Origin of the sequence: Streptomyces sp. NBC_01320, from assembly GCF_035974375.1 — a bacterium.
Classification (GTDB): domain Bacteria; phylum Actinomycetota; class Actinomycetes; order Streptomycetales; family Streptomycetaceae; genus Streptomyces; species Streptomyces yanii.
Genome location: NZ_CP108390.1, coordinates 5598213 through 5619836, shown reverse-complemented (window position 1 = coordinate 5619836; position 21624 = coordinate 5598213). Strand labels below are relative to the sequence as shown.

Sequence of the window (21624 nt, the reverse complement as noted above, 5' to 3'; positions counted from 1 at the left end):
CCGGAGAGGATTCAGCGCGACGCGAACCGGTCCAGCGCCTCCAGCACGGCCCGGCTGGTCGTCGCACCGCCCAGATGCCCCGCTCCGTCGATCACGGTCAACTCCGCGTCCGGCCATGCCTTGGCCAGCTCCCAGGCGGTGATGAGGGGCCCGCCCAGGTCGAGCCGGCCGTGCACCAGCACCCCCGGGATCCCGGCCAGCCGCCCGGCGTTCCGGATCAGCTGCCCCTCCTCCAGCCAGGCTCCGTTGGAGAAGTAGTGCGAGCAGATCCGCACCAGGGCCTGCTGCGCCCTGCCCGGCCTGCCGCTGTACGGGGGCGGTCCCACGTACGTCTCGTGGGAGAGCACCGCGTCCTCCCACGCGCACCAGTCCGCCGTCGCCCTCGCCCGCACCTCCGGGTCCGGGCTCTCCATCCGCCGGGCGTACGCGGCGAGGACGTCCGGGGTCGGCCTGCCCTCGGCCTCCGGCACCCCGGCCAGGAACAGGTCCCACGCCTCCGGGAAGATCTGCCCGGCGCCCCGGTACAGCCAGTCGATCTCGCTGCGCCGGGTCGTGGTGACGGCCGGGATCACGATCTCGGAGACCCGGTCCGGATGTTCCTCGGCGTACGCCAGGATCAGCGTCGAACCCCAGGAGCCGCCGTACAGCAGCCATGTGCCGATCCCGAGACGCACGCGCAGCCGCTCCATGTCGGCGATCAGACGGTCGGTCGTGTTGTACCGCATGTCGGCGGCGGGGTCGCTCGCGTGCGGGGTCGACCGGCCGCAGCCCCGCTGGTCGAAGAGGACGACCCGGTACCGCTCCGGGTCGAAATACTGCCGCGCCCACGCCCCGCACCCCGACCCGGGACCTCCGTGGACGACGAGCGCGGGCTTGCCGTCCGGATTGCCGCAGACCTCCCAGTACACGAGGTTGCCTTCGCCGACGTCGAGCATTCCGTGGTCGTACGGCTCGATCGGCGGGTACTTGTCGTCGGGTTCACGGTCCATGGCGGCGTCCCTCCGGTTCGGGGCAAAGGGGTCAGACTATGGCGGGGCGTAGCCTGGCTGCCGTGAATTCCACCGCCCGGATCCTGGCCGTACTCGACGAACTGCTCACCGAAGCGGGCCCGCAGGAGCGTGGTGCCCTCTGGCAACTGGCTGAAAATGGTCGTGAGTTGGACGCCAATCTGGTGCGTCTGCCGCCGGGCGCCGAGGTCGGCGAGCATCAGGAGGACGTCCTGGACGTCCTTCTCGTCGTCATCGCGGGCGGCGGCCGGGTCGCCGCCGGGGGCGATGTGCTGAACCTGGCGCCGACCACTGTCCTCTGGCTGCCCCGCACCTCCCGGCGCGCCCTCGCCGCGGGACCGGGCGGTCTGGCCTATGTGACCGTCCACCGCCGCCGCCCCGGCCTGACCATCAAGTCCTCGGTCGCGCCCTCGGCGGCGTACGAAGGCGGCGAGGCGCCCTGCATGCTGGACCAGGTCTGCCCCGAGTGCGGCCGGCTCTCACCGGACCCGGCGCCGGTGTTCTGCAGCCGGTGCGGGGAGCGGTTCCCGGAGCGCTGAGCGGTTTCCGGTACGGGGAACGGCTCCCGGAGTGCTGCGCGCGCCGGGGGCCTACTCGTCGCCACCGGACACGGACGTCCTGGGCTCCACGCCGCTCACCCACCCGTTCGCCGCGGCGTGGATGCCGAGCTGGAACCGGGTGCTCGCCCCGGCCCGTTCCATCAGGGCGTGCAGGCGGCGTTGCAGCGTGCGGTAACTGAGTTCGGCCTGGCGGGCTATGGCCTCGTCGGGCAGTCCGGCGGTCAGCAGGCTGACGAGGAGCTGGTCCTCCACGGACAGGGCCTGCGGGTTCTCGTCCGCCTCGTTGCTCGGGCGGAGCGGCTGGGCGACCGCCCACAAGGCCTCGAACAGCGCGGACAGGGCGTCGAGGACCGCCGAGCGGTGCAGGACGACGAAGGACGGGCTCGGGTCCGGGCCCGAGCCCGCCCTCAGCGGCAGTATGGCCAGCCGGTCGTCGACGAGACCCATCTTGGTGGGTACGTCGGCCAGTACCCTGGCCTCCTCGCCCGCCTCCGCCCACAAGCGCACCAGCTGCTGACGGCCGGGGATGTCGATGGAGGCGGCGTCGTACACAGCCCGGACGGTGACACCGCGGCCGAGCAGATCGAGTTCGGCCTGATTCGGGTCCAGACCGCCGTCGTGGTAGGGCGGTTTGTCGAAGACCCGCAGCTGGTGCCGTACGTTGCGTATCATCTGATCGCTGCGCTGCTGCACCGCGTCGGTTCCCGTCACGATCTCGATGACCTCGGCCGGGTCCCGGGTCGCGGCCGCCTGCCGGAACCGCTCGGTGAACTCCCCGGCGCGGAGCCGTGCCTTGTGAAGTTCCTCCTGCCGGCTCAACAGGATTCCGTCCAGCGCCACTTCGGGATCGATGGCGATATATGTGGCCGGGCGCCCGTGCCGGCGGCCGACCAGTCCGGACGACTGGAGTCGGCGCAGCGCCACGCGCGCCCGGGCCGGTGGGAGTCCGGTGGTGCGCGCCAGGTCATCGAGGGTGACCGGCCGTCCGGACAGCAACGCGGCGTAGACGGACTCTGATTCCGGGTCGATTCCCAGCACCTCAAGCATGGCCGCCATCCTGACCGCCCGTAAGCCATCCCACAACAGGGCTTAGTCCGTGGCAAAGACTCGCCATTGGCGACCCCCCGCCTGTCATGGCTGTTCCGCAATCGTGAGCCGATCCGCTTCACTTCCATCGAGCTCGTACCCGATCCGTCACGCTGCGTTAACCCGGACGCTGTTGTTCACGTCGTGATCCGGGTGCGTCCCGGCCCCGCCCGCGAGAGGGAATTGATGCACATCTCGTCCGAACGAATACGGCGAACCGCCGTCACAGGGGCGGCCATTGCCGTAGTCCTGTCCCTGACCGGTCTGCCTGGTGCGGCCAGCGCGGCGCCACCCCCGTCCGGTCCGTCCCCAGCGGGCGCGGGAATACTGCCCGCGCCGAAGCAGCCGGCCCCGTCGATGTTGACTCTGATCACCGGTGACAAGGTCGCCGTGACGACCGGAGCCGACGGCAAGCAGGCCGTTGACGTCGTTGCCGCGACGGATACGTCGAAGCACTTCCAGATCTCCAGCGGACAGGACGGGGACCTCTACGTCATCCCCGAGGACGCGCTGGACGCCGTGTCCGCCCAGATTGTGGATCGCGAACTCTTCAACGTCACCCAGGCGTTGAAGGACGGCTACGGCGACGCGAAGACCGGCGCCGTGCCGGCCATCGTCGACTTCCGTGGCAAGGAGTCCGCCGCGGGTCTCCGGCGGCAGGCCGAGGCTCTGCCCGGCACCGAGGACGAACACACCATGCCCCGCCTCGGCCTGGCGGCGGTGCACGTCGACAAGAGTGCGGCCAAGAGGTTCTGGCGCTCCGTCAAGCCGACGGCCGGCAAGGGCAGGAGCGGATCGGGCGCCATGGTTCCCGGCGCCGCCGGAGTGACCAAGCTCTGGTACGACGGCCGGGCCAAGGTCACCCTGGACCAGAGCGTGCCCCAGATCGGCGCCCCCGAGGCGTGGGCGAAGGGCTTCGACGGCAAGGGTGTGAAGGTCGCCGTGCTGGACACCGGCGCCGACCTGAACGACGCCGACATCAAGTCCCGTATCACCGCCAGCCAGAGCTTCGTCCCCGGCCAGGCGGTCCAGGACGGCCACGGTCACGGTACGCACGTCGCCTCCACCATCGCGGGCAGCGGCGCCAACTCCGGAGGCAGGTACAAGGGCGTCGCTCCCGGCGCCGATCTCCTCATCGGCAAGGTGCTCGCCAACGCGGGCAGTGGCCCGGTGTCGGGGATCCTGGAGGGCATGAACTGGGCGGTCGCCCAGGGCGCCGACGTCGTCAGCATGAGCCTCGGAGCCCGGGCCACCAACCCGGGTGGGGATGTGCTCACCAACGCCGTGGACTCGCTCAGCGCTTCCTCCGGCACTCTGTTCGTCATCGCGGCAGGCAACGACGGCAGGAACGGCGCGTCGACACTCGGCACCCCGGGCATCGCCGACGCCGCGCTCACCGTAGGCGCCGTCGACAAGTCCGACGCCCTGGCCGACTTCTCCTCCCGCGGCCCGCGCCTCGGCGACATGAAGATCAAGCCGGAGATCACCGCCCCCGGTGTGAACATCGTCGCCGCCCGTGCCGCAGGTACGACCATGGGCACCCCGGTCGACGCCAACTACACGTCGGCCAGCGGCACGTCCATGGCGACCCCGCACGTCGCGGGCGCCGCGGCGATCCTGGCCCAGCGCCACCCCGACTGGTCCGGTGAGCGCATCAAGGAGGCGCTCACCGCCCACTCCAAGAAGTCGGACAACTACACCCCCTACCAGCAGGGTTACGGCCGCGTGGACATCCCCGCCGCCCTGGACCCCGCGCTGGACCTGTCGGGTACGGGCGACTTCGGTCTGGTCGAGTGGCAGAAGGGGACGTACGGGAAGGAGACCCGCACCGTCACCTTCCACAACTCCACCTCGGCCGCGGCCACGCTGGACCTGGCCGCTTCGGTCAAGGGCGCCGACGGGACCGCGCTGCCCGACGGCGCGCTGACCCTGTCGGGCCCCGACGTGACCGGTGGCAAGGTCACCGTCCCGGCCGGCGGCAGCAGTGAGGTGACCGTCACCATCGACCCGAACGGGCTGAAGGCCGGCCAGTTCAGCGGCTACATCACCGCGACCGGCGCCGACGGCGAGTCGGTGCACACCCCGGTCGGTTTCGTGATGGCGGTCGAGCAGCACGATGTCACGGTCAAGTTCACCGACCGGTTCGGCAAGACCCCCGGACGGGTCGGCCTGGCCCTCCACGGCATGAACAACTCCACCTTCAAGAACATCTCCCTGGTCGGCCAGGGCTCCACGACCGTCACGCTGCCCGTCGGCGCGTACTCCGTCGAGGGCCTCATCTACACGGAAGCCCCCGGCGACCCGACCCGCACCTACGCGATCGACGGCTTCTCCATCCCCAGCATCGACGTCACGGACCAGGACGTGACCCGCAGTGTCGACGGCACCAAGGCGACCGACTTCACCGTGAAGGTCACCGGTGAGAAGCGCCCGCTGGAGAACGCCTCGTGGATGACACTCGTCAGCCGCAGCGACGGAGCCGGCGGTCACAACAACACCCTCGGCGAAGCCGGTCTCATCAACGGTTCCGACTCGAAGATCGGCGCCGTGCCCACCGAGCAGCCCACCACCGGTGATCTGCATCTGTTCAACGCCCTCAGCGAGCGCGAGCCGCTGACGCAGCTCACCGTCACCAGCCCCGAGCGCCTCTCCGTCCCCGTGGTGACACCCGGGTTCGCCCAGCGCTTCGAGGGCACGAAGGACCTGCGGCTGGCCGACGCGGGCAGCGGATCCGCCGAGGACATCGCCGCCGCCGACCTCAAGGGCCGGGCCGCGCTCATCACCGTGGCCGACCCGCGCAAGATGGACGACGAGGTACGCCGCGCCGCGGCGGCCGGAGCCACCGCGGTGATCGCGGCGTCGGCGAAGCAGGGGCCGTTGTTCAACGGTTCGCTCGCCGCCGACCAGACCGTCCCGGTCGCCATCGCGAGCCACGACAACGGCGAGAAGCTGCGCACCCTGCTCGGCAAGGGCAACGTCTCCGTCGCCCTCAAGGGTGTTCTCGAGTCCGGCTACGCCTACTCCATGCCGTTCGGCACGAGCGGCATCCCGGCCGACCTGACCAGGACCATGGACGCCGCCGACTTCGTCAAGGTCCGCAGCGCTTACCACGCCGACGGCGTACGTCACCAGGGCGCCGAAACCCTGCACAGCTGGGTCCCGGGCCAGCCGACCTCGTTCCGTGCCGCCCAGCCCCTCAACATGGGCGCCGCCAGGGACGACTACCAGCTGGCGGGCTCCAGCCTCACGTACCAGCGGATGGTGTACCCCAGCACCGCGTACAACTCGTACATGACGGGACCCCGGACCACGTACGCGACTGCCGGCAAGACCTACCGGGAGAACTGGCTCGCCGCGCCGATGCACCCGCCGATGGAAGACCCGTCGATCTGCGCCTTCTGCCGCAGCGACGTCTGGACCCGGACCACGGGGACCGTCGCCGGCGACAGCGACCCGACCCACTCGGTGGCGACCGGGCCCACCAACACCTGGACGTTCTACCGCGACGGTGAACAGATCACCGACACGTCCAAGCTGATGGTTCCGCAGAAGGCCCAGTACCGGTTCGTCCAGGAGGTCGCACGGCCCAAGGACTACCCGGGCGTCACGCTGGGTGGCAAGGTCCGCACGGAGTGGAACTTCGCCTCGGCGGCGCCGACCACCATGGCCGTCAAGGACTGCGAGAAGTACTTGCCCAAGCCCACGTTCTGCGAGTCCCTGCCGGTCGTCATGCTCGGTTACGACGTCCCCCTGGACATTCTCAACCAGGCACCGGCGAACAGCCCGTACACCTTCACCGTGAACGCGGGCCGGCCCAAGGGCTGGTCCGGGTCCACCGCGATGGCGGGCGCCAAGGTCTCCGTCTCGTACGACGACGGCGCCACCTGGGAGAACACCAAGATCAAGCGCGAGGACGACAACTCCTTCCAGGCGTCGGTACATCACCCGAAGGTGTCGGACACCAACGGATACGTGACCCTGCGGGCCGAGGTGTGGGACGCCGCGGGCAACCGCACCGTCCAGACCATCCACCGGGCCTACGCCCTGAAGTAGGGAGCCGGCCGGAAAACCCCTTCGGCCACCGGCCGCCGCGACCCGAACTCCGGGCCGCGGCGGCCGCGCGCCGGGGCCGCCCCGCTCGGCCTCCTTCTTCGGGATCACCTCGCTGCCCGGACACGGACCGCTAGCGTGGGTCCATGCCACACGCCTCCGCGCTCCTCGTCATCGACATGCAGAACACCCTGGTGGCGATCGCGCACCGGCCCGCCGAGACCGTCGCCACGATCGCCGGGCTCCGCGAACGCGCCAAAGCCGCCGGCGTACCGATCGTGACGATTCAGCATCGGGGCGAAGGGCTGGAGGCCGGCACCGAGGGCTGGCGGATCGTGCCCGAACTCGCACCCGCCGCCGACGAGGAGGTCGTCCACAAGACCAGCGCGGACAGTTTCCTGGACACCGGTCTCGACAAGACCCTCACGGCGCTGGGAGTCACCGAGGTGGTCGTCACCGGGTTCGCGACCGAGATCTGCGTGGACACCACGGCGCGGCAGGCGCTGAGCCACCGGTACGACCTGGTGCTGGTGGCCGACGGGCACACCACGTCCGTCCGGCCCGACGTCGGCGAGTACGCCGCTCCGGACCGGTCGATCGCGCACCACAACGAGATCTTCCGGCACATCGACTTCCCCGGGCGGAGCATCCGCGTGCTGCCCGCGTCCGAAGTGGACTTCGCGGTCCTTCCGTAGCGGGTGGCGCGGCCGCGCCCCGGCTCGTCGACACGCCGCTCCAGGTGGCTCCCTTCGCGGAATTCCTGCCACGTAATACCTCGCAAACAGAGGTAAAATGGGCATGTGGTGGCGAGTGATCTCCCCGGTGAACTCGCCGGACTTCTGCCCCGCATCCAGCGGCTCGCCCGGCGGAGACTGTGGAGCGGTCTGCCCACGCCCCGGCTGCGCGGAGCGCACGCGGAACTGCTGCGGCTGGTTGCCGCCCGGCCAGGAATCCGGGTCTCGGCGGCCGCGCGAGAACTTTGCCTCGCTCCCAACTCCGTCTCCACCCTGGTCAACCACCTCGTCGCGGAAGGCCTGTTGCGGCGGGAGCCGGACCCCGGCGACGGGCGTGCCGCGCTCCTCCACCCGACCGCGGCGGGAGTCGGCCGGCTGCGCGACTGGCGGGCCCGGCGCGACGCGCTCTTCCGCGAACACGTTGCGAAACTCGACGCCGCCGACCGGGCCGCGCTGACCGCCGCGCTTCCGTCACTGCGCAGACTCGCCGAGTCACTGCGCGAAGGAGAGGAGACCCCATGACTCCCGCCCTCAGCTGTACCGGTCTGACCTACTCCTTCGGCACCTCGAAAGCCGTCGACGGCCTGGACCTGCTCGTCCACCCCGGCGAGGTCTTCGGACTCCTCGGGCCCAACGGCGCGGGCAAGACCACCACCCTGCGCGCGATCACCACACTGCTGCCCGTACCCCCCGGCGTCATCTACGTGTTCGGCCACGACGCGGCCCGGCAGAAGATGGCCGTACGGCGCCTGCTCGGTTACGTACCGCAGCAGCTGTCGGCCGACGCCGCCCTCACCGGCCGGGAGAACGTCGCCCTCTTCGCTCGTGTCTTCGACGTCCCCCGCCGCCACCGTGCCGCCCGCGTCGGGCAGGCGCTGGACGCGGTCGGGCTCGGGCCCGAGGCGCACCGGCTCGCCGCCACGTACTCCGGTGGCATGGTGCGCCGCCTCGAACTCGCGCAGGCACTGGTCAGCGCACCCCGCCTGATGATCCTGGACGAGCCGACCATCGGCCTGGACCCGATCGCGCGCGACAGCGTCTGGGACCGCATCACCGAGATCCGTGTCGGCACCGGGATGACCGTGCTGGTCACCACCCACTCCATGGAAGAGGCCGACCAGCGCTGCGACCGGCTCGCCCTGATGCACCTCGGCAGACTCCGCGCGCTCGGCACGCCCGCCGAGCTCAAGAGCGAACTGATCGCGCACCGCGAGCAGTCCGGCGATGCGGCTCTGCCGCCGCCGACCCTGGAGGACGTCTTCCGGTACCACTCCGGAAGCGGCCTGGACGACCCCGGTTCTCCGGGAGAGAAGGGAGCCTTCAACGATGTCCGCCGTACCCGTCTCACCGCATCCCGCCGCGGCTGAACCCGGCTCGCCGGACCGCCGCTTCGCCCTCCTCCTGGAACCGCCGCCCGCCCGCACGGGCTGGCGCGTCGTCCCCGCGCGGGTCGCGGCGATGTGCGCCGTCGAACTGCAGAAGCTGCGCCACGACCGCACCGAGATCTACACCCGCGCCGTCCAGCCCGCGCTCTGGCTGCTGATCTTCGGCCAGACGTTCTCCCGTATCCACGCCATCCCCACCGGCGGCGTTCCATATCTCGACTTCCTGGCGCCCGGGATCATCGCCCAGTCCGCCATGTTCATCGCGATCTTCTACGGCATCATGATCATCTGGGAGCGGGACTCCGGCGTTCTCACCAAACTCATGGTCACGCCGACGCCGCGGACCGCCCTGGTGACCGGCAAGGCCTTCGCCGCCGGGGTGAAAGCCGTGATCCAGGCGGCGGTCGTCATCGTGATCGCCGCGGCGCTCGGCGTCGGCATGACCTGGAACCCGCTGCGGCTGCTGGGTGTGGTCGTCGTGGTCGTCCTCGCTTCCGTGTTCTTCTCCTGCCTGTCGATGTCGATCGCCGGGATCGTCCTCACCCGTGACCGGCTGATGGGCATCGGCCAGGCCATCACCATGCCGCTGTTCTTCGCCTCCAACGCGCTCTACCCGGTCGCGCTGATGCCCGGCTGGCTCCAGGCGATCAGCAAGGTGAACCCGCTGAGCTACCAGGTCGACGCCCTGCGCGGACTGCTCATCGGCACGCCGGCTCACCTCGGCCTCGACCTGGCGGTCCTCGTCCTCGCCGCACTGGTCGGCATCGTCGCCGCGGGTTCCCTGCTTCCCCGCCTTGCCCGCTGAGCACGTCGTACCTTGGTCACGTTCTCGGAATGGCCGCTACCGCGTGCGCGGCCGGTCGAACCAGATCGTCAGCAGCGTCGGAGCGAGTCCCACCCAGAAGATCACCTGCGGAACGCCCCGGTCCGTCCACGGCACGGCCGCGATCGCCACCGCGCAGAGCGTCCCCAGCACCGCCTGCACGAGCACCAGCCGCGCCCAGAACATCCGCCGCACCAGCGACCGCACGCTCAGCTGCACCCCCGCACGCAGCTTCCGGTAGCGCCGCCACGCGCCGAACGCCCAGACCACCCCGATCAACGCCAGCACGTAGAGCCGCCTGCCGAGCGGCAGCGGCAGGTCGGGAGCGTCCCCGTCGGACGGGAAGAGGTTGATCGCCGCGCCCGCCATCAGCAGGCTCAGCACGGCGAGCCATCGGGTGCCGCGCAGCATCTGGAACACCGCCCGGTCCAGTCCCAGCCGCAGCCCCGCCGAGCCCGGGTCGGCGGCCAGCGCCGACGCGTACACCTCGGCGCGCTGCTTCGGTTTCACCCCGGGCTTTGCGGCCTGCCGGTCCGCGTGCTCGCGCAGCGCCCACGCATCGGTGGGGTCGATCCGCAGGGTCTCGCGCACACCCAGCTCGACGAGGTCGCTCCGGCCGTTGAGCAGGCCGGCCTTCCACAGCGCGTAGTACGCCCCGGTCTCCTCCGGGCCCAGCCGGACCGCTTCCTGCGCCGCCTGCAGCACCTCGGGCCAGCGCGGCTGCCAGGCACCGAGCGCCTCGGAGAGCGCGACGTACGACTGCCACATGTGCGGGGCCAGCCGCACCGCCTCCTGCGCCGCCGCGAGGGACTCGTCGGGGCGCCCCGTCCGGCGCATCCCGTAGGTCCGTACGATCAGCGCGTCGACGTGCTCCGGGTCGATCGCCAGCGCCGCCCCGGTCGCCTCGATGACCTTGTCGTACTCCTTGACCCGCAGATGGCAGCGGGCCAGCTTCGCCCACGCGTGGACGTCCTCGGGGTCCTGGGCCAGCCGCTGCGCCAGCAGCGCCTTCGCTTCGTCGACACGGTCGAGCGAGAGCAGCGCGGACGCCTGCTCGGTCAGGTCCTGTCCCGTGGAGCTCACAGCTTGCGCTTCCTCTTCAGATAGGCGAGCAACTCGTCGTACATCCCGCCCTCGTTGGCGAACATCGCCACATTGCGCGCCGAGGCGAACCAGGGGTCGGTGGACGGCCGGACTTCTTTCGCCGCGGCCAGCAGGTCCTTCATATTGATCATCCGGACCGTGCCGGTACGGGTCGAGTCGAGCAGCGCCCGCTCGGACGCCGACTCGCAGAGGTGCGCCAGATCGGCGCCGGACAGGTCCTCGGTGACCTTGACCAGCTTGCCCAGGTCGACGGATTCGATCGGCCGGTCACGCAGGTGGTAGCGGAGGATCGCCTCGCGCGCCGGCGCGTCCGGCGGCAGGACGAGCAGGGTGCGGTCGAGCCGGCCGGGACGCCGCAGTGCGATGTCCACGTCCCAGGGGACGTTGGTCGCGGCGAGCACGAACACGCCCTCGTTGGCCCCGTCGACGCCGTCGAGCTCGGTGAGCAGCTGGTTGACGGTGTTGCGCATCCCGCCGTGGTGCATACGGCTCCGCTTGGCGCCCAGCGCGTCCACCTCGTCGAGGAACAGCACGCACGGCGCCTGACGGCGGGCGGTCTCGAAGACCTCGTGCATGTTGCGCTCGGAGTTGCCCATCCACATGTCGAGCACGTCATTGATCGACACGGACATGAAGCTCGCTCCGAGCTCTCCCGCGACGGCCCGCGCGATGAACGTCTTTCCGCAGCCGGGCGGCCCGTACATCAACAGCCCGCCGCGCAGGCTCTTTCCGTACAGCCGGCCGAGCTCGGGGTTGCGCATGGGAGCGAGGAACGCGGCTTCGAGGCGCTCCTTGATCTCGTGCATGCCGCCGACGTCGGCGAGCGTCACGGAACCCGGGGTGTCGACCTCCCAGGTGGTGGCGTCGCCCGGGGTGCCCTGACCGTCCACCGGGACCGGGGTCTCGGGAGTCTGGGAGGTGACGAAGCGGGGCGGCACGGCGCCCCCGAGCTCGTCCTCGGCTGCACGCCAGTCGAACCCGGTCGGTGCCGCGGGTGCCTCAGGTGCGGTGGGCGCGGTGGGCGCCGCGGGTGCCTCCGGGGCGGGTGCGGGCATGCCCATGGCCCGGACCATGAGCGCCCGCGCGGCGGAGTCGCTCGGCGCATGCTGAAGCGCGACGGCAGCCTCGGCGACGGCGGCGTCGCTCAGCCCCTCGCCGAGCAACAACTCGGCGAGATGCAGCCGAAGAGGCACGTCGGAGGGCGCCGCGGCAACAGCGGTACGCAGACTCTGGATCAGCGGGGACTCGTTGGACATGCCGACACCCTACGGAGCCGGTGCGAGAGGCGGCCTACAGGGCTGTCGCCTCTCGGCCACGGCGACGCGCACGCTCACCAGCCCAACAGGGCCTCGCCCAGCACTTCGCCGCCGATCTGCGCGGCCAGCCACTGAGCCCGGTCGAGGTCGCCGAACTTCGTCACGTGCACGAAGACGGTGTGGGTGTCGGCCCACCGCTCCCAGTCGCTGTCGTCGCTGTTGAACACGGCCTGGACACCGTCGTACTTCCGGTTTCCCAGGGACCCGAGCCCGGGGTCGTCCGGCCACCGGCCCGTCCAGCCGACCGTCGCCGGTCCCTTGCCCAGAGCACGCACGAATGACGCCTCGACGCCTCCGCTCACGACCTCATCAATCAGCAACAACGGCAGCAAGGGTTCCAGCTCGGCGGGATCCACGGGCAGCGTCCGCCCCGTGAAGAAGAGGTAGTCGCCGGTGACCGGGTCCGTGAGCGCCCGGTCCGGGTCGTAGGACACATCCGGCAACAGCTTCAGCATGCGCTGCACGTCCGCCACCGTCCGCAGTTCCGCGCTCACATGCGCATCGGTGTCCCGCGAGTCGAGGAGAGCGCACAGCCGCTGCGCCTGTGCGTACGCGTCGAGCGGGTCGCTGCTGCGGTAGACGGGATACGCCCGGGAGTTGCCCATCAGCCGGTCAGGCGTCGCCCTCGCCGGCGTACCCGAGGAAGGCGGTCCAGGCAGCGGGGGAGAGGGTGAGGGCAGGGACGGTGAGGTCCTTGGAGTCGCGGACGTGGACGGTGTGGGGGCAGGTGGCGACCTCGATGCAGTTGCCGCCCTGGTCGCCGCTGTAGCTGCTCTTGAGCCAGTTGAGGTCCGTGCTCATTCTTCCTCTGCCACCTCTTCGATCAGTTTCATGGACGCGTCCGGGCTGAGCGCCTGCGCCCGCAGAATGCCATATTTGCCGAACAGATTGCCCAGGTCAGGCTGTTGACTCACGAAGAAGCTTCCGCTCTGTCCTTCGACGTAGGCGAGGCGGTTCCGTTCAGCTGTCTCCAGCAGGACGAACGGGCCATTGAGCCCGGCGTGGGCCGTCCGGTCCGGGGCCATGACCTGAATCTGTACGTTCCGCAACTGAGCGACATCAAGGATGTGGCGGAGCTGCCTTTTTCGTACCTGGCGGCCTCCGATGGGCCGCGTGAGCGGATGCAGCTCCAGTACGAAGCCGATGTCCGCCGCCGGTCTGCGGGTAAGGAGCTTCTGTCGTTCCAATCGGGCCACGACCCGTCCCTCGATCTCTTCGTCGTCGAGAGACGGGTGGTGGTTGGTGAACACCGCGCGGGCGTGCTCCTCGGTCTGAAGCAGACCGGGCACTGCATGTGTCTCGTATTCGTGCCGTGCAGAGGCTCCGGTCTCCACCGAGGCGAACTCTTCGAACCACGAGGCCAAATGGCTGGGGCGCAACTCCGCCCCTGCGGCCAGCAGTGCACCCTGTGCACCCAGCGTCTCGTCCGTCCGCGCGATGAAATCCCCCTTCGGCGGCCGCTGCCCCCGCTCCACCATCGCCACCTGCGACTTCGAGAAGCCGATCTTCAGCCCCAGGGCCTCCTGTGACAGCTCCGCCCGCTCCCGGAAGAAGCGCAATAGCGTCCCGAACATCTGGGCGTTGCCGCCCCCTTGGCCACCGGAGTGCACAACTCACCTCCCGAGTGCACAACAGTGCACAGACGCCTTGTGTCCCTGGTCACGGTACGTGTGGGACGCGACGCTTTCCGTATGGAACGGAAAAGTTCACTGGACCCGGTGCCCTCGTGGGTGCCTGCGAGCGGGCACGCCCTTCGGTATGCGGGCATCCACTTCGACGCCGTACGGATCGGTGGCCTGCGGGGCGAGCAAGTCGCGTACGAGATCATGCAGTTCACCGACTTCCGGGCGGGCCCCATCGTGCGCTCGCGGATCGGGGCGCGGAGCACGTATTTTCTGTTGCCGCCGCAAACCGTGACCGCCTACCACTGGCCGGCCGGTGCGGAGGCGATGAGCCGAGACGGACGGACAGCGGCGTTCGTCGGGGTGCCCGCGGTGCACGGGCTGACCTGGCCGCTGGATTGGTGTTCGCTGCCGGTAGCCGAGGCGCCGTTCGTGGATGGGGCTTTGCTGCACGAGCTGACGGTGGGAGTCCTGGCGGACGAGACGGACGAGACGGACGAGACGGACGGGCGCTCGGTCGACTACAGGCCGCGGTAGACGTCGTGGCGGTTGCCTACGGTCAGCACCCACAGGATCAGCTGACCGTCCTCGACCGTGTACACGGCCCGATAATCGCCGACCCGCAGACGCCAACGGGCGTGATGCCCTTGGAGAGCTTTGATGTCGAAGGCTGCAACATCACCGGTGTCCAACGCCTTTAGGAGTTCGGCGAGGCGCATGAGGATGCGCAGGGCTAGAGGAAGAACTGGGGGAAGAACTCATCCCACCCACCCACCGAAGCGGAGCCCGCGCCGGAAGTGGCCGAGGGCGAGCGGGTGTTGCTCTCGTCGCGGCATGCGCACCGGGAGCTGCATCTGGGGGCGCGGGAGGCGCGGGGTCTCGCGGAGGCCGCGTCCGAGTGGTTGCGGCGCGGAGTCACGGCTGCCGATCTGCGGCGGGCGCTGACTGACCAGTGGGCTGCCCGAGAGCGGGGTGCGATCCGCAGTGGGGTTCCTGCGACACCGACTCGTACAGAAGCTCCCGGAGGCGGTACCGCCACCCACCGTCGAGGCCCGGCCCGCGCCGCGTGTGGCCGAGCTGGTGGTCTGCGAGGGGCCCGGTGACGATCACGTGTTCCGGCCCGTGGGGGACGAGACGCACTGCGGTCCGTGTCGCGGGGAGGGTGCCCGGGCGTACTGGGCCGCCGCGTACGCGGAGCAGCCTGCCCATACCCCGTGGCGGGACCGCGTCGCCGCCCTCGCGGCGAGCCCGACGGAGACGACCTGACTGACGTCGTCGTCCGGCGACGCGCCGCTGCCGTGGGTGTGGCGGATCCGCCGCCGTCGGGGCGGAGCGAGGACAATGACAGCGACTCCGGGCCGACAAAGGAGGACTTGTGGTGAATGCCGTGGTGAGCCGCGGAACAGGGATGACCGAGTCCGCCGAGGACCGGGCGCAGTGGCGTGGCCGGCTCCTGCGGGCCGGACGGGACCTGTTCGCCGCATACGGCTACGCGCACACGACCGTCGAGCAGCTCTGCGCCGAGGCGCGCGTGCCGATTCGCGCGTTCCATCAGCAGTTCACCTCGCGGGAGGCGCTGTTGATCGCGCTGTACGACGAGGTGGCGACCAGCGGACTGCGCGCGTCCGAGGAGGCGATGCTCTCCGACGACATGGAGGAGTGCGCGACGGAGGAACGGTTCCGTCGCCTTTTCGCCGCCTATGTGGGCGGGGTCACCGCTGATCCGCGGGGAGCGCGGGTGGCGTTCGTCGAGACGCTGGGCGTGAGCCGCACCGTCGATGACCATCTCGCGATGTGGCGGACGATGTGGTCCGAGTTCCTGACCTGTGAGGCCGAGCGTGCCGCCGAGCGGGGTGAGGTGGGTGACGGCGACCAGCGCGTCGCGGTCACGGTGATGACGCACTCGGTCGAGGAACTCCTCGCCCACCACGCCCGCCGCCCCCGCCAGGTCACGCCCGACTGGCTGACCGAAGAGCTCACGCGGCTCTCCCTGACCATGCTCGGCTCGCCCTGACCGCCCCCACTCACCCGTACGGCGAATAATGGGGAGATGGGAGACGGAGCGAAGGCGGATGCGGATGCCGGCGATGAGTTCGCCGCCGTCCTGACCGGGGTCGGGTCGCGCCTGAGGGCCCTGCGCCGGGAGCGCGGCACGACCCTCGCCCAGTTGGGCGAAACGACTGGGATCTCGGTCAGTACCCTCTCCCGCCTGGAGTCGGGCGGCCGCAAACCCACCCTGGAACTGTTGCTGCCGCTGGCCAAGGCGTACGGGGTCCCGCTCGATGAACTCGTCGGTGCCCCCGCCACCGGCGACCCCCGCGTCCATCTGCGCCCCTTCACCCGCGGCGGCAGAAAGTTCATGCCGCTGACCCGCCACCTCGGTGGCCTCCAGGCGTACAAGATGGTGCTGCCCGGCCGGCGAGACGCGACCGGGCCCCTGGAGCAGCGGGTGCACGAGGGCTACGAGTGGCTGTACGTGCTGGCGGGGCGGCTGCGGCTGGTGCTGGGCGACCACGATGTCGTACTGACCACCGGGGAGGTCGCCGAGTTCGACACGCGTACGCCCCATGCCTGGTCCAGCGCGGGGCCGGAACCGGTCGAGATTCTCAGCCTGTTCGGGCCGCAGGGCGAACGGATGCATGTGCGGGCCCGGCCCACCAAGAAGTGAGGGCACCGGGGCGGCCGGGCGTCACGTATCCGCGCGGCCGCCCGCGTACGGCCCGCCCACACCCCACGCCTGGTGCATCGCGTCGGCGAACGTCGCGGCCAGCTTCTGCTCGCCCGTGGGACCAGGGTGCGTGCCGTCGTACGTGTCCGTGTGGATGTCGTACCCGGCCGGGCGCGACGCCAGCAGGATCGGTGACATCGGCTCGTCGAGGTCGGCGACCGCCTTTGCGAGGAGCTCGTTGAAGCGGTCGCACTCCGCGGCGAACGGGGCATCCGACTCGGCCCGTACGTTCGGGATGACCGGCAGGAGCACGGCCTTGATGTGCGGGTTCGCCGTGCGGGCGGCCGCGACGAACGCGCGGGCGTTCTCGGCGGTCTGCCCGCTGTCCGTGTAGAAGCCGAGATCTATCAGGCCGAGCGAGACGAGCAGCACGTCGGCACGCGTCGCGCTGACCGTGTCCGCGATCACCGGGGCCATGTGCAGCCATCCCTCTCCCCAGCCCGCCAGATGGCGGCGGGCCGGGGCGGGGAAATCCGGGGCGCCGTACGCGTACGAGACCGGGGTGTTCGTCGCGGTGTCGTACAGCTCGGTCCGGGGACCGACGATCTCGTACGGACCGTCGAAAACCGCTTCGAGGTGCTGCCACATGCGGTAGCGCCAGGTGAAGTCGCCGGCGCGGCCGATGGTCATGGAATCGCCGACGAACAGAAAACGCATGGCGTCATCATGGCGGATCAACGCGCGGAGCTGCGACGTGACGATGGACACTTGGTCCATGCGTTCGTATCTGACAGTCACCGGTGCCGCCGCGCTGCTCGTCCTCGCCGGGGCGGCAGCCGCCCCGGCCACGGCCGACGACGGGTCCGCCGACCGCAGCTTCACGATCGAGGACCCCCGGATCACCGAGTCCAGCGGCCTCGCCGCGAGCCGCGCCCACCCGGGCATCTACTGGACGCACAACGACAGCGAGGACGGGCCGTACGTCTACGCCGTCGACTCCCGGACCGGGAAGACCGTCGCGACGATCACCATGCGCGGGGTCGGCGCGCCGCGCGACGTGGAGGCGATCTCGCTCGGACCCGACGGCAACCTGTACGTCGGCGACATCGGCGACAACCTGAACGGCAGCTGGGACCACGTCTGGATCTACCGGTTCCCGGAGCCGAAGGTGCTGAAGGACGCGACGGTCCGGGCGACCCAGTTCGACGTGAAGTACGCGGACGGGGCGCGCAACGCCGAGGCGCTGATGGTCCATCCGAAGACCGGCCGGGTCTACATCGCCTCGAAGAACGAGGACGGCGGCGGACTGTACGAAGGGCCCGCCGAGCTCTCCACCGGACGGACCAATGTGTTCCGGCGGGTCGGTGAGGTGCCGTGGGTGACGGACGGGGCGTTCTCGCCGGACGGGCAGGAACTGGTGCTGCGGTCCTACTTCAGCGCCCGTGGCTACGCGTTCAAGGACGGGCGGCTCGGCGCCGACCACCCGGTCCATGCGCCGTTGCAGGGACAGTCCGAGTCGGTGACGTACACGGCGGACGGCTCGGCGCTGATGTTCGGCTCGGAGGGTGCGCGGAGCGAGGTGGTACGGGTGGACATCGCAGGCGCGGACGGGAGCGGCGGCGACTCCAAGTCGCCGTCGAAGGACGGTGGTGCGTCGGCCGCCGGTGGGGCAGGCGGGGGCGGCAGCGAGATGAAGGGCAGCACACTGGTGGGAGCGGTGGTGCTCGCCGCCGTGGGCGCACTCGTCTTCATGAACCGGCGCCGCAAGCGCGGCTGACCGTTCGCGCCCGGCCCCATCGGCGCACGTCCCGGGGCCGGAGCCATCCGGTGACGCGCCGCACGTAGGGTTGGGCGCTATGACGAACCAGGGGCCCGAGGCCTTCTCGACCGAGCGGCTCGACGCACTGCCGCTGCGAGCCGTGCACGCGGACGAGATGGCGGCGGTCCTCGCCGACCCGGCCCTGCACACGTACACGGGCGGCGCACCGGAGGACCTGGACACACTCCGGGCCCGCTACGCCCGCTGGGAAGCAGGCTCGCCCGACCCTGCCGAACACTGGTGGAACTGGGTACTCCGGGTACGCGCCGACTGCCGTCTCGTGGGCTGGGTCCAGGCCACGTTGGCGGGCCCCCGGGCAGAGATCGCCTGGGTCGTCGGCACCGAGTGGCAGGGCCTGGGCTATGCGAAGGAAGCGGCGGCCGGACTGGTGGCGCACCTGCTGGCCGGGGAAACGGTCCGTACGGTCGTCGCCCACATCCACCCCGACCACACCGCGTCCGCCGCGGTGGCCGCGGCGGCGGGACTCGTGCCCACCGACGAGTGGGAGGACGGGGAGCGGCGGTGGCGCCGCCCGGACGTCACTTCCGGCGCTGCCCGGCCCCCAGCAGATCCGCGACGTCGAGCGTGACCTCGGCGCCGATGGAGGCGGGGAGGGTGACCTGCTGTGCGGGGGCGTACACCTGGTGGCTGTCGTACCCGTCGGCGATGGGATCGGTCAGGACGTGGACACGGCCGTGCTTGCGGTTGACGATCACATAGACGGGGATCTTCGCCTCGGCGTACGCGGTGACCTTGTTCCGCAGGTCGTTGTTGTAGTTGCTGGCGGTGACCTCAAGGACGAGGCGGAAAACGGCAGGGTCGTAGCAGTTGTTCTCGATCACATGCTCGTCGAGATCGGCGTCGACGACGGAGAGATCGGGGATCGCGTAATCCTCGGGCCCGCCGGGAAGCCACAAGCCGATCCCCTGGAGGACCTCCGTCTCCCCGTCATCGAGCCCTGCCGCGATGAACGGGCGCATGAGCTTGGTCAACGCACGGGCATGCGGGCCGTCCGGGGGTGAGGCCACGGTGACAACGCCTCCGATGATCTCGACGCGGTAGCCCGGATGCTGCTCCATCAGCCAGTTGGCCGTTTCGAGCAGGGATTCCGGTTCACCGTCACAGGGGTGCTCGACTGCTGCTGCAGACATTGCGGGCCTCCTGGTGGGTGGTGTCGAGAGCATCATCGTAGGACGGTGCGCCCCCACATGTCCTTTTGGTGATCGTCCACTCGGTCGAGTGAACGAGGCGGCCGGGCCTACGCGGAGGCGCTCTGCGGGTGGGTGCCCGTCGCCCCGTCGATCAGTTCGCGGACGATGTCCATGTGCCCGGCGTGCCGCACGACGTCCTCCAGCATGTGGATGAGCACCCAGCGCATCGACACCTTCCGCCCGTCCCACGCCGTACCGATCGTGTCGAGCGGGATCTCGTCTATCGCCCGGTCCGCGGCGGCGCGGGCGCGCGCGTAGAAGGCCAGGATGTCGGCGGTCGTCTCGTCCGGGGCGACCGTCATGTCCTCCGTGGACGCGTCGAACCAGAGCTTCTCCGTCTCACGGCCGAACGGCGTGCAGAACCAGCCGTACTCGACGGTCGCCAGATGCTTGACCAGGCCCAGCAGATTCGTGCCCGTCGGGGTCATCGGGCGGCGCAGCTGCTCGTCGTCGAGGCCGTCGAGCTTCCACAGCACCGCGTCGCGGTGCCGGTCGAGGGCGATGTGCAGGGAGTCCTTCTCGCCGCCGGTGTACGGCACGGTCTTCGTCATGGGAGGACCGTAACAACGGGCACTGACAGGCCTGTTGTCAGTGGTGGTTGCGAGGATGGCCGGACCGTCGAAGAAGGGGGCGTCATGGGTACCTGGGACATCGGGCATTTCGACAGCGACACCGCAGCGGACTTCTCGGGGGATCTCGACGACGCCCCGCGGAACAAGCGGGCTGAGCTGATCCGCGACGCGCTGACGGCCGTCGTCGGGACCACGGACTACCTGGACTCCGACGACGCCGTCGTGGCCGTGGCGGCGGCCGCCCTGGTGGCCGCGCAGTGCCCGGGCGGGGAGCCCGTGACGACGGCGTACGGGCCGGACGAGCCGCTCCCCGAGCTGCCCGTGGAGCTGCGGCGCCTCGCGGTTCAGGCCCTCGGCCGGGTGGTGACCGAGCCGTCCGAGCTGTTGGAGCTGTGGAGCGAGGGCGGGCACGAGGAGCCGTGGAAGGAAGGGATCGGCCGGCTCCGGGCGGTCCTGGCGGAGGCGGCGGGGTGAGCAACGGCGAGGGGCCCCCGGTACGGATCCGTACCGGGGGCCCCTCGGAGGCGTACAGCTGCTTGTTACAGCTTCTCGATCACGTAGTCGATGCAGGCCGTCAGGGCCAGCACGTCCGCCGGGTCGATCGCCGGGAACATCGCGACACGCAACTGGTTGCGGCCCAGCTTGCGGTACGGCTCCGTGTCGACGACGCCGTTGGCGCGCAGCACCTTGGCGACCGCCGAGGCGTCGATCTCGTCCGAGAAGTCGATCGTGCCGATGACCTGGGAGCGCTTCGCCGGGTCGGTGACGAACGGGGTCGCGTACTTCGACTCCTCGGCCCAGCCGTACAGGTTCCGCGCCGAGGTGGCCGTGCGGCGGACCGAGAAGTCCAGGCCACCCTGGGAGTTCAGCCAGTTCAGCTGCTCGTTCAGGAGGAAGAGCGTGGCGAGGGCCGGGGTGTTGTACGTCTGGTTCTTGAGGGAGTTGTCGATCGCCGTCGGCAGCGAGAAGAACTCCGGGATGTGACGGCCCGACGCGTGGATGCGCGCGGCGCGCTCCAGGGCCGCCGGGGAGAAGACACCGATCCAGAGACCGCCGTCGGAGGCGAAGGACTTCTGCGGGGCGAAGTAGTAGACGTCCGACTCGGTAATGTCGACCGGCAGGCCGCCCGCACCGGAGGTGGCGTCCACCAGGACCAGGGAGCCCTCGTCGGCGCCCGCGACGCGCTTGACCGGCGCGGCGACACCGGTCGAGGTCTCGTTGTGCGTGAAGGCGTAGACGTCGACGCCCGCCTCGGCCCGCGGGTCCGGGTGGGTGCCGGGGTCGGAGGCGATCACAGTCGGGTCGGCCAGCCACGGGGCGAGCTTGGCGGCCTTCGCGAACTTCGACGAGAACTCACCGAAGTTGAGGTGCTGGGACTTCGTCTCGATCAGACCGTGCGTCGCGATGTCCCAGAAGGCGGTCGAGCCGCCGTTGCCCAGGATCACCTCGTAGCCCTCGGGGAGGGAGAAGAGGTCGCGTACACCCTGACGCACCGAGCCGACCAGGTTCTTGACCGGGGCCTGGCGGTGGGACGTACCGAGAAGAGACGTTCCGGTGGCGGCCAGCGCGTCGAGCGCCTCCGTCCGCACCTTGGAAGGACCGGCGCCGAAGCGTCCGTCGGAGGGCTTGATGTCAGCGGGAATCTGGATATCGGCCACGAACCGGAG

At 70.3% G+C, this 21624-nt stretch carries 25 protein-coding genes; 13 read left to right on the top strand and 12 right to left on the bottom strand.

The genetic code is table 11. The annotated features are described in order from the left end of the window. Positions 1-11: 11 nt before the first annotated feature. Positions 12-989, bottom strand: a complete 978-nt coding sequence (gene pip / locus OG395_RS25485) for a prolyl aminopeptidase (RefSeq protein ID WP_327245003.1) — start codon at positions 987-989, stop codon at positions 12-14. 62 nt (positions 990-1051) lie between these two features. Here pip and OG395_RS25480 point away from each other — a divergent pair, with 62 nt between their 5' ends. Beyond that, entirely contained in the window at positions 1052-1546 is a 495-nt protein-coding gene (locus OG395_RS25480; protein ID WP_327245002.1) for a hypothetical protein, read from the top strand. Positions 1547-1597: 51 nt separating this feature from the next. On the opposite strand, the gene OG395_RS25475 is transcribed toward OG395_RS25480, so the two are convergent. After that, positions 1598-2614, bottom strand: coding sequence for a helix-turn-helix domain-containing protein (locus OG395_RS25475; protein ID WP_327245001.1), 1017 nt, complete (start codon positions 2612-2614; stop codon positions 1598-1600). A 396-nt stretch (positions 2615-3010) separates the two neighbouring features. Between OG395_RS25475 and OG395_RS25470 the strand changes: the two genes are divergently transcribed. The 5 genes from OG395_RS25470 to OG395_RS25450 all read left to right on the top strand — a co-directional run bounded on the left by OG395_RS25470 (position 3011) and on the right by OG395_RS25450 (position 9627). After that, a complete protein-coding gene (locus tag OG395_RS25470; protein ID WP_327245000.1) occupies positions 3011-6706 on the top strand; it encodes a S8 family peptidase in 3696 nt (1231 codons plus the stop codon). 143 nt (positions 6707-6849) lie between these two features. After that, the gene (locus OG395_RS25465; protein ID WP_327244999.1) at positions 6850-7398 is read left to right on the top strand and encodes an isochorismatase family protein; all 549 of its coding nucleotides are present in this window, start codon (positions 6850-6852) and stop codon (positions 7396-7398) included. Between the two features lie 105 nt (positions 7399-7503). Further along, complete coding sequence (locus OG395_RS25460) at positions 7504-7959, top strand: MarR family winged helix-turn-helix transcriptional regulator (RefSeq protein WP_327244998.1); 456 nt, start codon at positions 7504-7506, stop codon at positions 7957-7959. Beyond that, positions 7956-8804, top strand: coding sequence for an ABC transporter ATP-binding protein (locus OG395_RS25455; RefSeq protein ID WP_327244997.1), 849 nt, complete (start codon positions 7956-7958; stop codon positions 8802-8804). Before OG395_RS25460 ends, OG395_RS25455 begins: the two co-directional genes overlap by 4 nt. Beyond that, positions 8764-9627 (top strand): ABC transporter permease, encoded by an 864-nt coding sequence (locus OG395_RS25450; RefSeq protein WP_327244996.1) that lies wholly within the window; start codon positions 8764-8766, stop codon positions 9625-9627. Before OG395_RS25455 ends, OG395_RS25450 begins: the two co-directional genes overlap by 41 nt. Positions 9628-9663: 36 nt before the next feature. Here the strand turns inward: OG395_RS25450 and OG395_RS25445 are convergent, their stop codons facing one another. The 5 genes from OG395_RS25445 to OG395_RS25425 all read right to left on the bottom strand — a co-directional run bounded on the left by OG395_RS25445 (position 9664) and on the right by OG395_RS25425 (position 13675). After that, positions 9664-10728 (bottom strand): tetratricopeptide repeat protein, encoded by a 1065-nt coding sequence (locus tag OG395_RS25445; RefSeq protein WP_327244995.1) that lies wholly within the window; start codon positions 10726-10728, stop codon positions 9664-9666. Further along, positions 10725-12005, bottom strand: coding sequence for an ATP-binding protein (locus tag OG395_RS25440; RefSeq protein ID WP_327244994.1), 1281 nt, complete (start codon positions 12003-12005; stop codon positions 10725-10727). Before OG395_RS25440 ends, OG395_RS25445 begins: the two co-directional genes overlap by 4 nt. A gap of 74 nt (positions 12006-12079) precedes the next feature. Further along, positions 12080-12670: a hypothetical protein gene (locus OG395_RS25435; protein ID WP_327244993.1), complete on the bottom strand. Its 591-nt coding sequence runs from the start codon at positions 12668-12670 to the stop codon at positions 12080-12082. 7 nt (positions 12671-12677) lie between these two features. After that, positions 12678-12866 (bottom strand): DUF397 domain-containing protein, encoded by a 189-nt coding sequence (locus tag OG395_RS25430; protein ID WP_327244992.1) that lies wholly within the window; start codon positions 12864-12866, stop codon positions 12678-12680. Next, positions 12863-13675 carry a helix-turn-helix domain-containing protein gene (locus tag OG395_RS25425; protein WP_442818601.1) on the bottom strand — a complete coding sequence of 271 codons (813 nt, stop codon included), beginning with the start codon at positions 13673-13675 and terminating at the stop codon, positions 12863-12865. Before OG395_RS25425 ends, OG395_RS25430 begins: the two co-directional genes overlap by 4 nt. A gap of 81 nt (positions 13676-13756) precedes the next feature. Between OG395_RS25425 and OG395_RS25420 the strand changes: the two genes are divergently transcribed. Next, the gene (locus tag OG395_RS25420) at positions 13757-14224 is read left to right on the top strand and encodes a hypothetical protein (protein ID WP_327244991.1); all 468 of its coding nucleotides are present in this window, start codon (positions 13757-13759) and stop codon (positions 14222-14224) included. On the opposite strand, the gene OG395_RS25415 is transcribed toward OG395_RS25420, so the two are convergent. Then, on the bottom strand, positions 14209-14406 hold the full coding sequence (locus OG395_RS25415) for a type II toxin-antitoxin system RelE family toxin (protein ID WP_442818600.1): 198 nt from the start codon (positions 14404-14406) through the stop codon (positions 14209-14211). The genes OG395_RS25420 and OG395_RS25415 overlap by 16 nt on opposite strands. A gap of 265 nt (positions 14407-14671) precedes the next feature. On the opposite strand from OG395_RS25415, the gene OG395_RS58440 reads away from it, so the two are divergent. The 3 genes from OG395_RS58440 (at position 14672) to OG395_RS25400 (ending at position 16355) form a co-directional block, all read left to right on the top strand. After that, a complete protein-coding gene (locus OG395_RS58440; protein WP_442818599.1) occupies positions 14672-14953 on the top strand; it encodes a hypothetical protein in 282 nt (93 codons plus the stop codon). 142 nt (positions 14954-15095) lie between these two features. Then, positions 15096-15701 (top strand): TetR/AcrR family transcriptional regulator, encoded by a 606-nt coding sequence (locus tag OG395_RS25405; protein WP_327244990.1) that lies wholly within the window; start codon positions 15096-15098, stop codon positions 15699-15701. A 36-nt stretch (positions 15702-15737) separates the two neighbouring features. Further along, positions 15738-16355 carry a helix-turn-helix domain-containing protein gene (locus OG395_RS25400; protein ID WP_327244989.1) on the top strand — a complete coding sequence of 206 codons (618 nt, stop codon included), beginning with the start codon at positions 15738-15740 and terminating at the stop codon, positions 16353-16355. 21 nt (positions 16356-16376) lie between these two features. Here OG395_RS25400 and OG395_RS25395 read toward each other — a convergent pair whose 3' ends face one another. Continuing rightward, on the bottom strand, positions 16377-17132 hold the full coding sequence (locus tag OG395_RS25395) for a GDSL-type esterase/lipase family protein (RefSeq protein WP_327244988.1): 756 nt from the start codon (positions 17130-17132) through the stop codon (positions 16377-16379). Here OG395_RS25395 and OG395_RS25390 point away from each other — a divergent pair. Both OG395_RS25390 and OG395_RS25385 read left to right on the top strand, forming a co-directional pair. Further along, positions 17131-18132, top strand: coding sequence for a WD40 repeat domain-containing protein (locus OG395_RS25390; protein WP_327244987.1), 1002 nt, complete (start codon positions 17131-17133; stop codon positions 18130-18132). The two genes, OG395_RS25395 and OG395_RS25390, sit on opposite strands and share 2 nt — an antisense overlap. Before the next feature lie 79 nt (positions 18133-18211). Further along, positions 18212-18763 (top strand): GNAT family N-acetyltransferase, encoded by a 552-nt coding sequence (locus OG395_RS25385; RefSeq protein WP_327244986.1) that lies wholly within the window; start codon positions 18212-18214, stop codon positions 18761-18763. Here OG395_RS25385 and OG395_RS25380 read toward each other — a convergent pair. Both OG395_RS25380 and OG395_RS25375 read right to left on the bottom strand, forming a co-directional pair. Next, entirely contained in the window at positions 18714-19325 is a 612-nt protein-coding gene (locus tag OG395_RS25380; protein ID WP_327244985.1) for a Uma2 family endonuclease, read from the bottom strand. The two genes, OG395_RS25385 and OG395_RS25380, sit on opposite strands and share 50 nt — an antisense overlap. A gap of 107 nt (positions 19326-19432) precedes the next feature. Then, positions 19433-19936, bottom strand: a complete 504-nt coding sequence (locus OG395_RS25375) for a DinB family protein (RefSeq protein ID WP_327244984.1) — start codon at positions 19934-19936, stop codon at positions 19433-19435. 84 nt (positions 19937-20020) lie between these two features. Between OG395_RS25375 and OG395_RS25370 the strand changes: the two genes are divergently transcribed. Then, the gene (locus tag OG395_RS25370) at positions 20021-20431 is read left to right on the top strand and encodes a DUF4259 domain-containing protein (RefSeq protein ID WP_327244983.1); all 411 of its coding nucleotides are present in this window, start codon (positions 20021-20023) and stop codon (positions 20429-20431) included. Between the two features lie 65 nt (positions 20432-20496). Here OG395_RS25370 and serC read toward each other — a convergent pair whose 3' ends face one another. Beyond that, positions 20497-21615, bottom strand: coding sequence for a phosphoserine transaminase (serC, locus tag OG395_RS25365; protein WP_327244982.1), 1119 nt, complete (start codon positions 21613-21615; stop codon positions 20497-20499). Between the last annotated feature and the right edge of the window lie 9 nt (positions 21616-21624).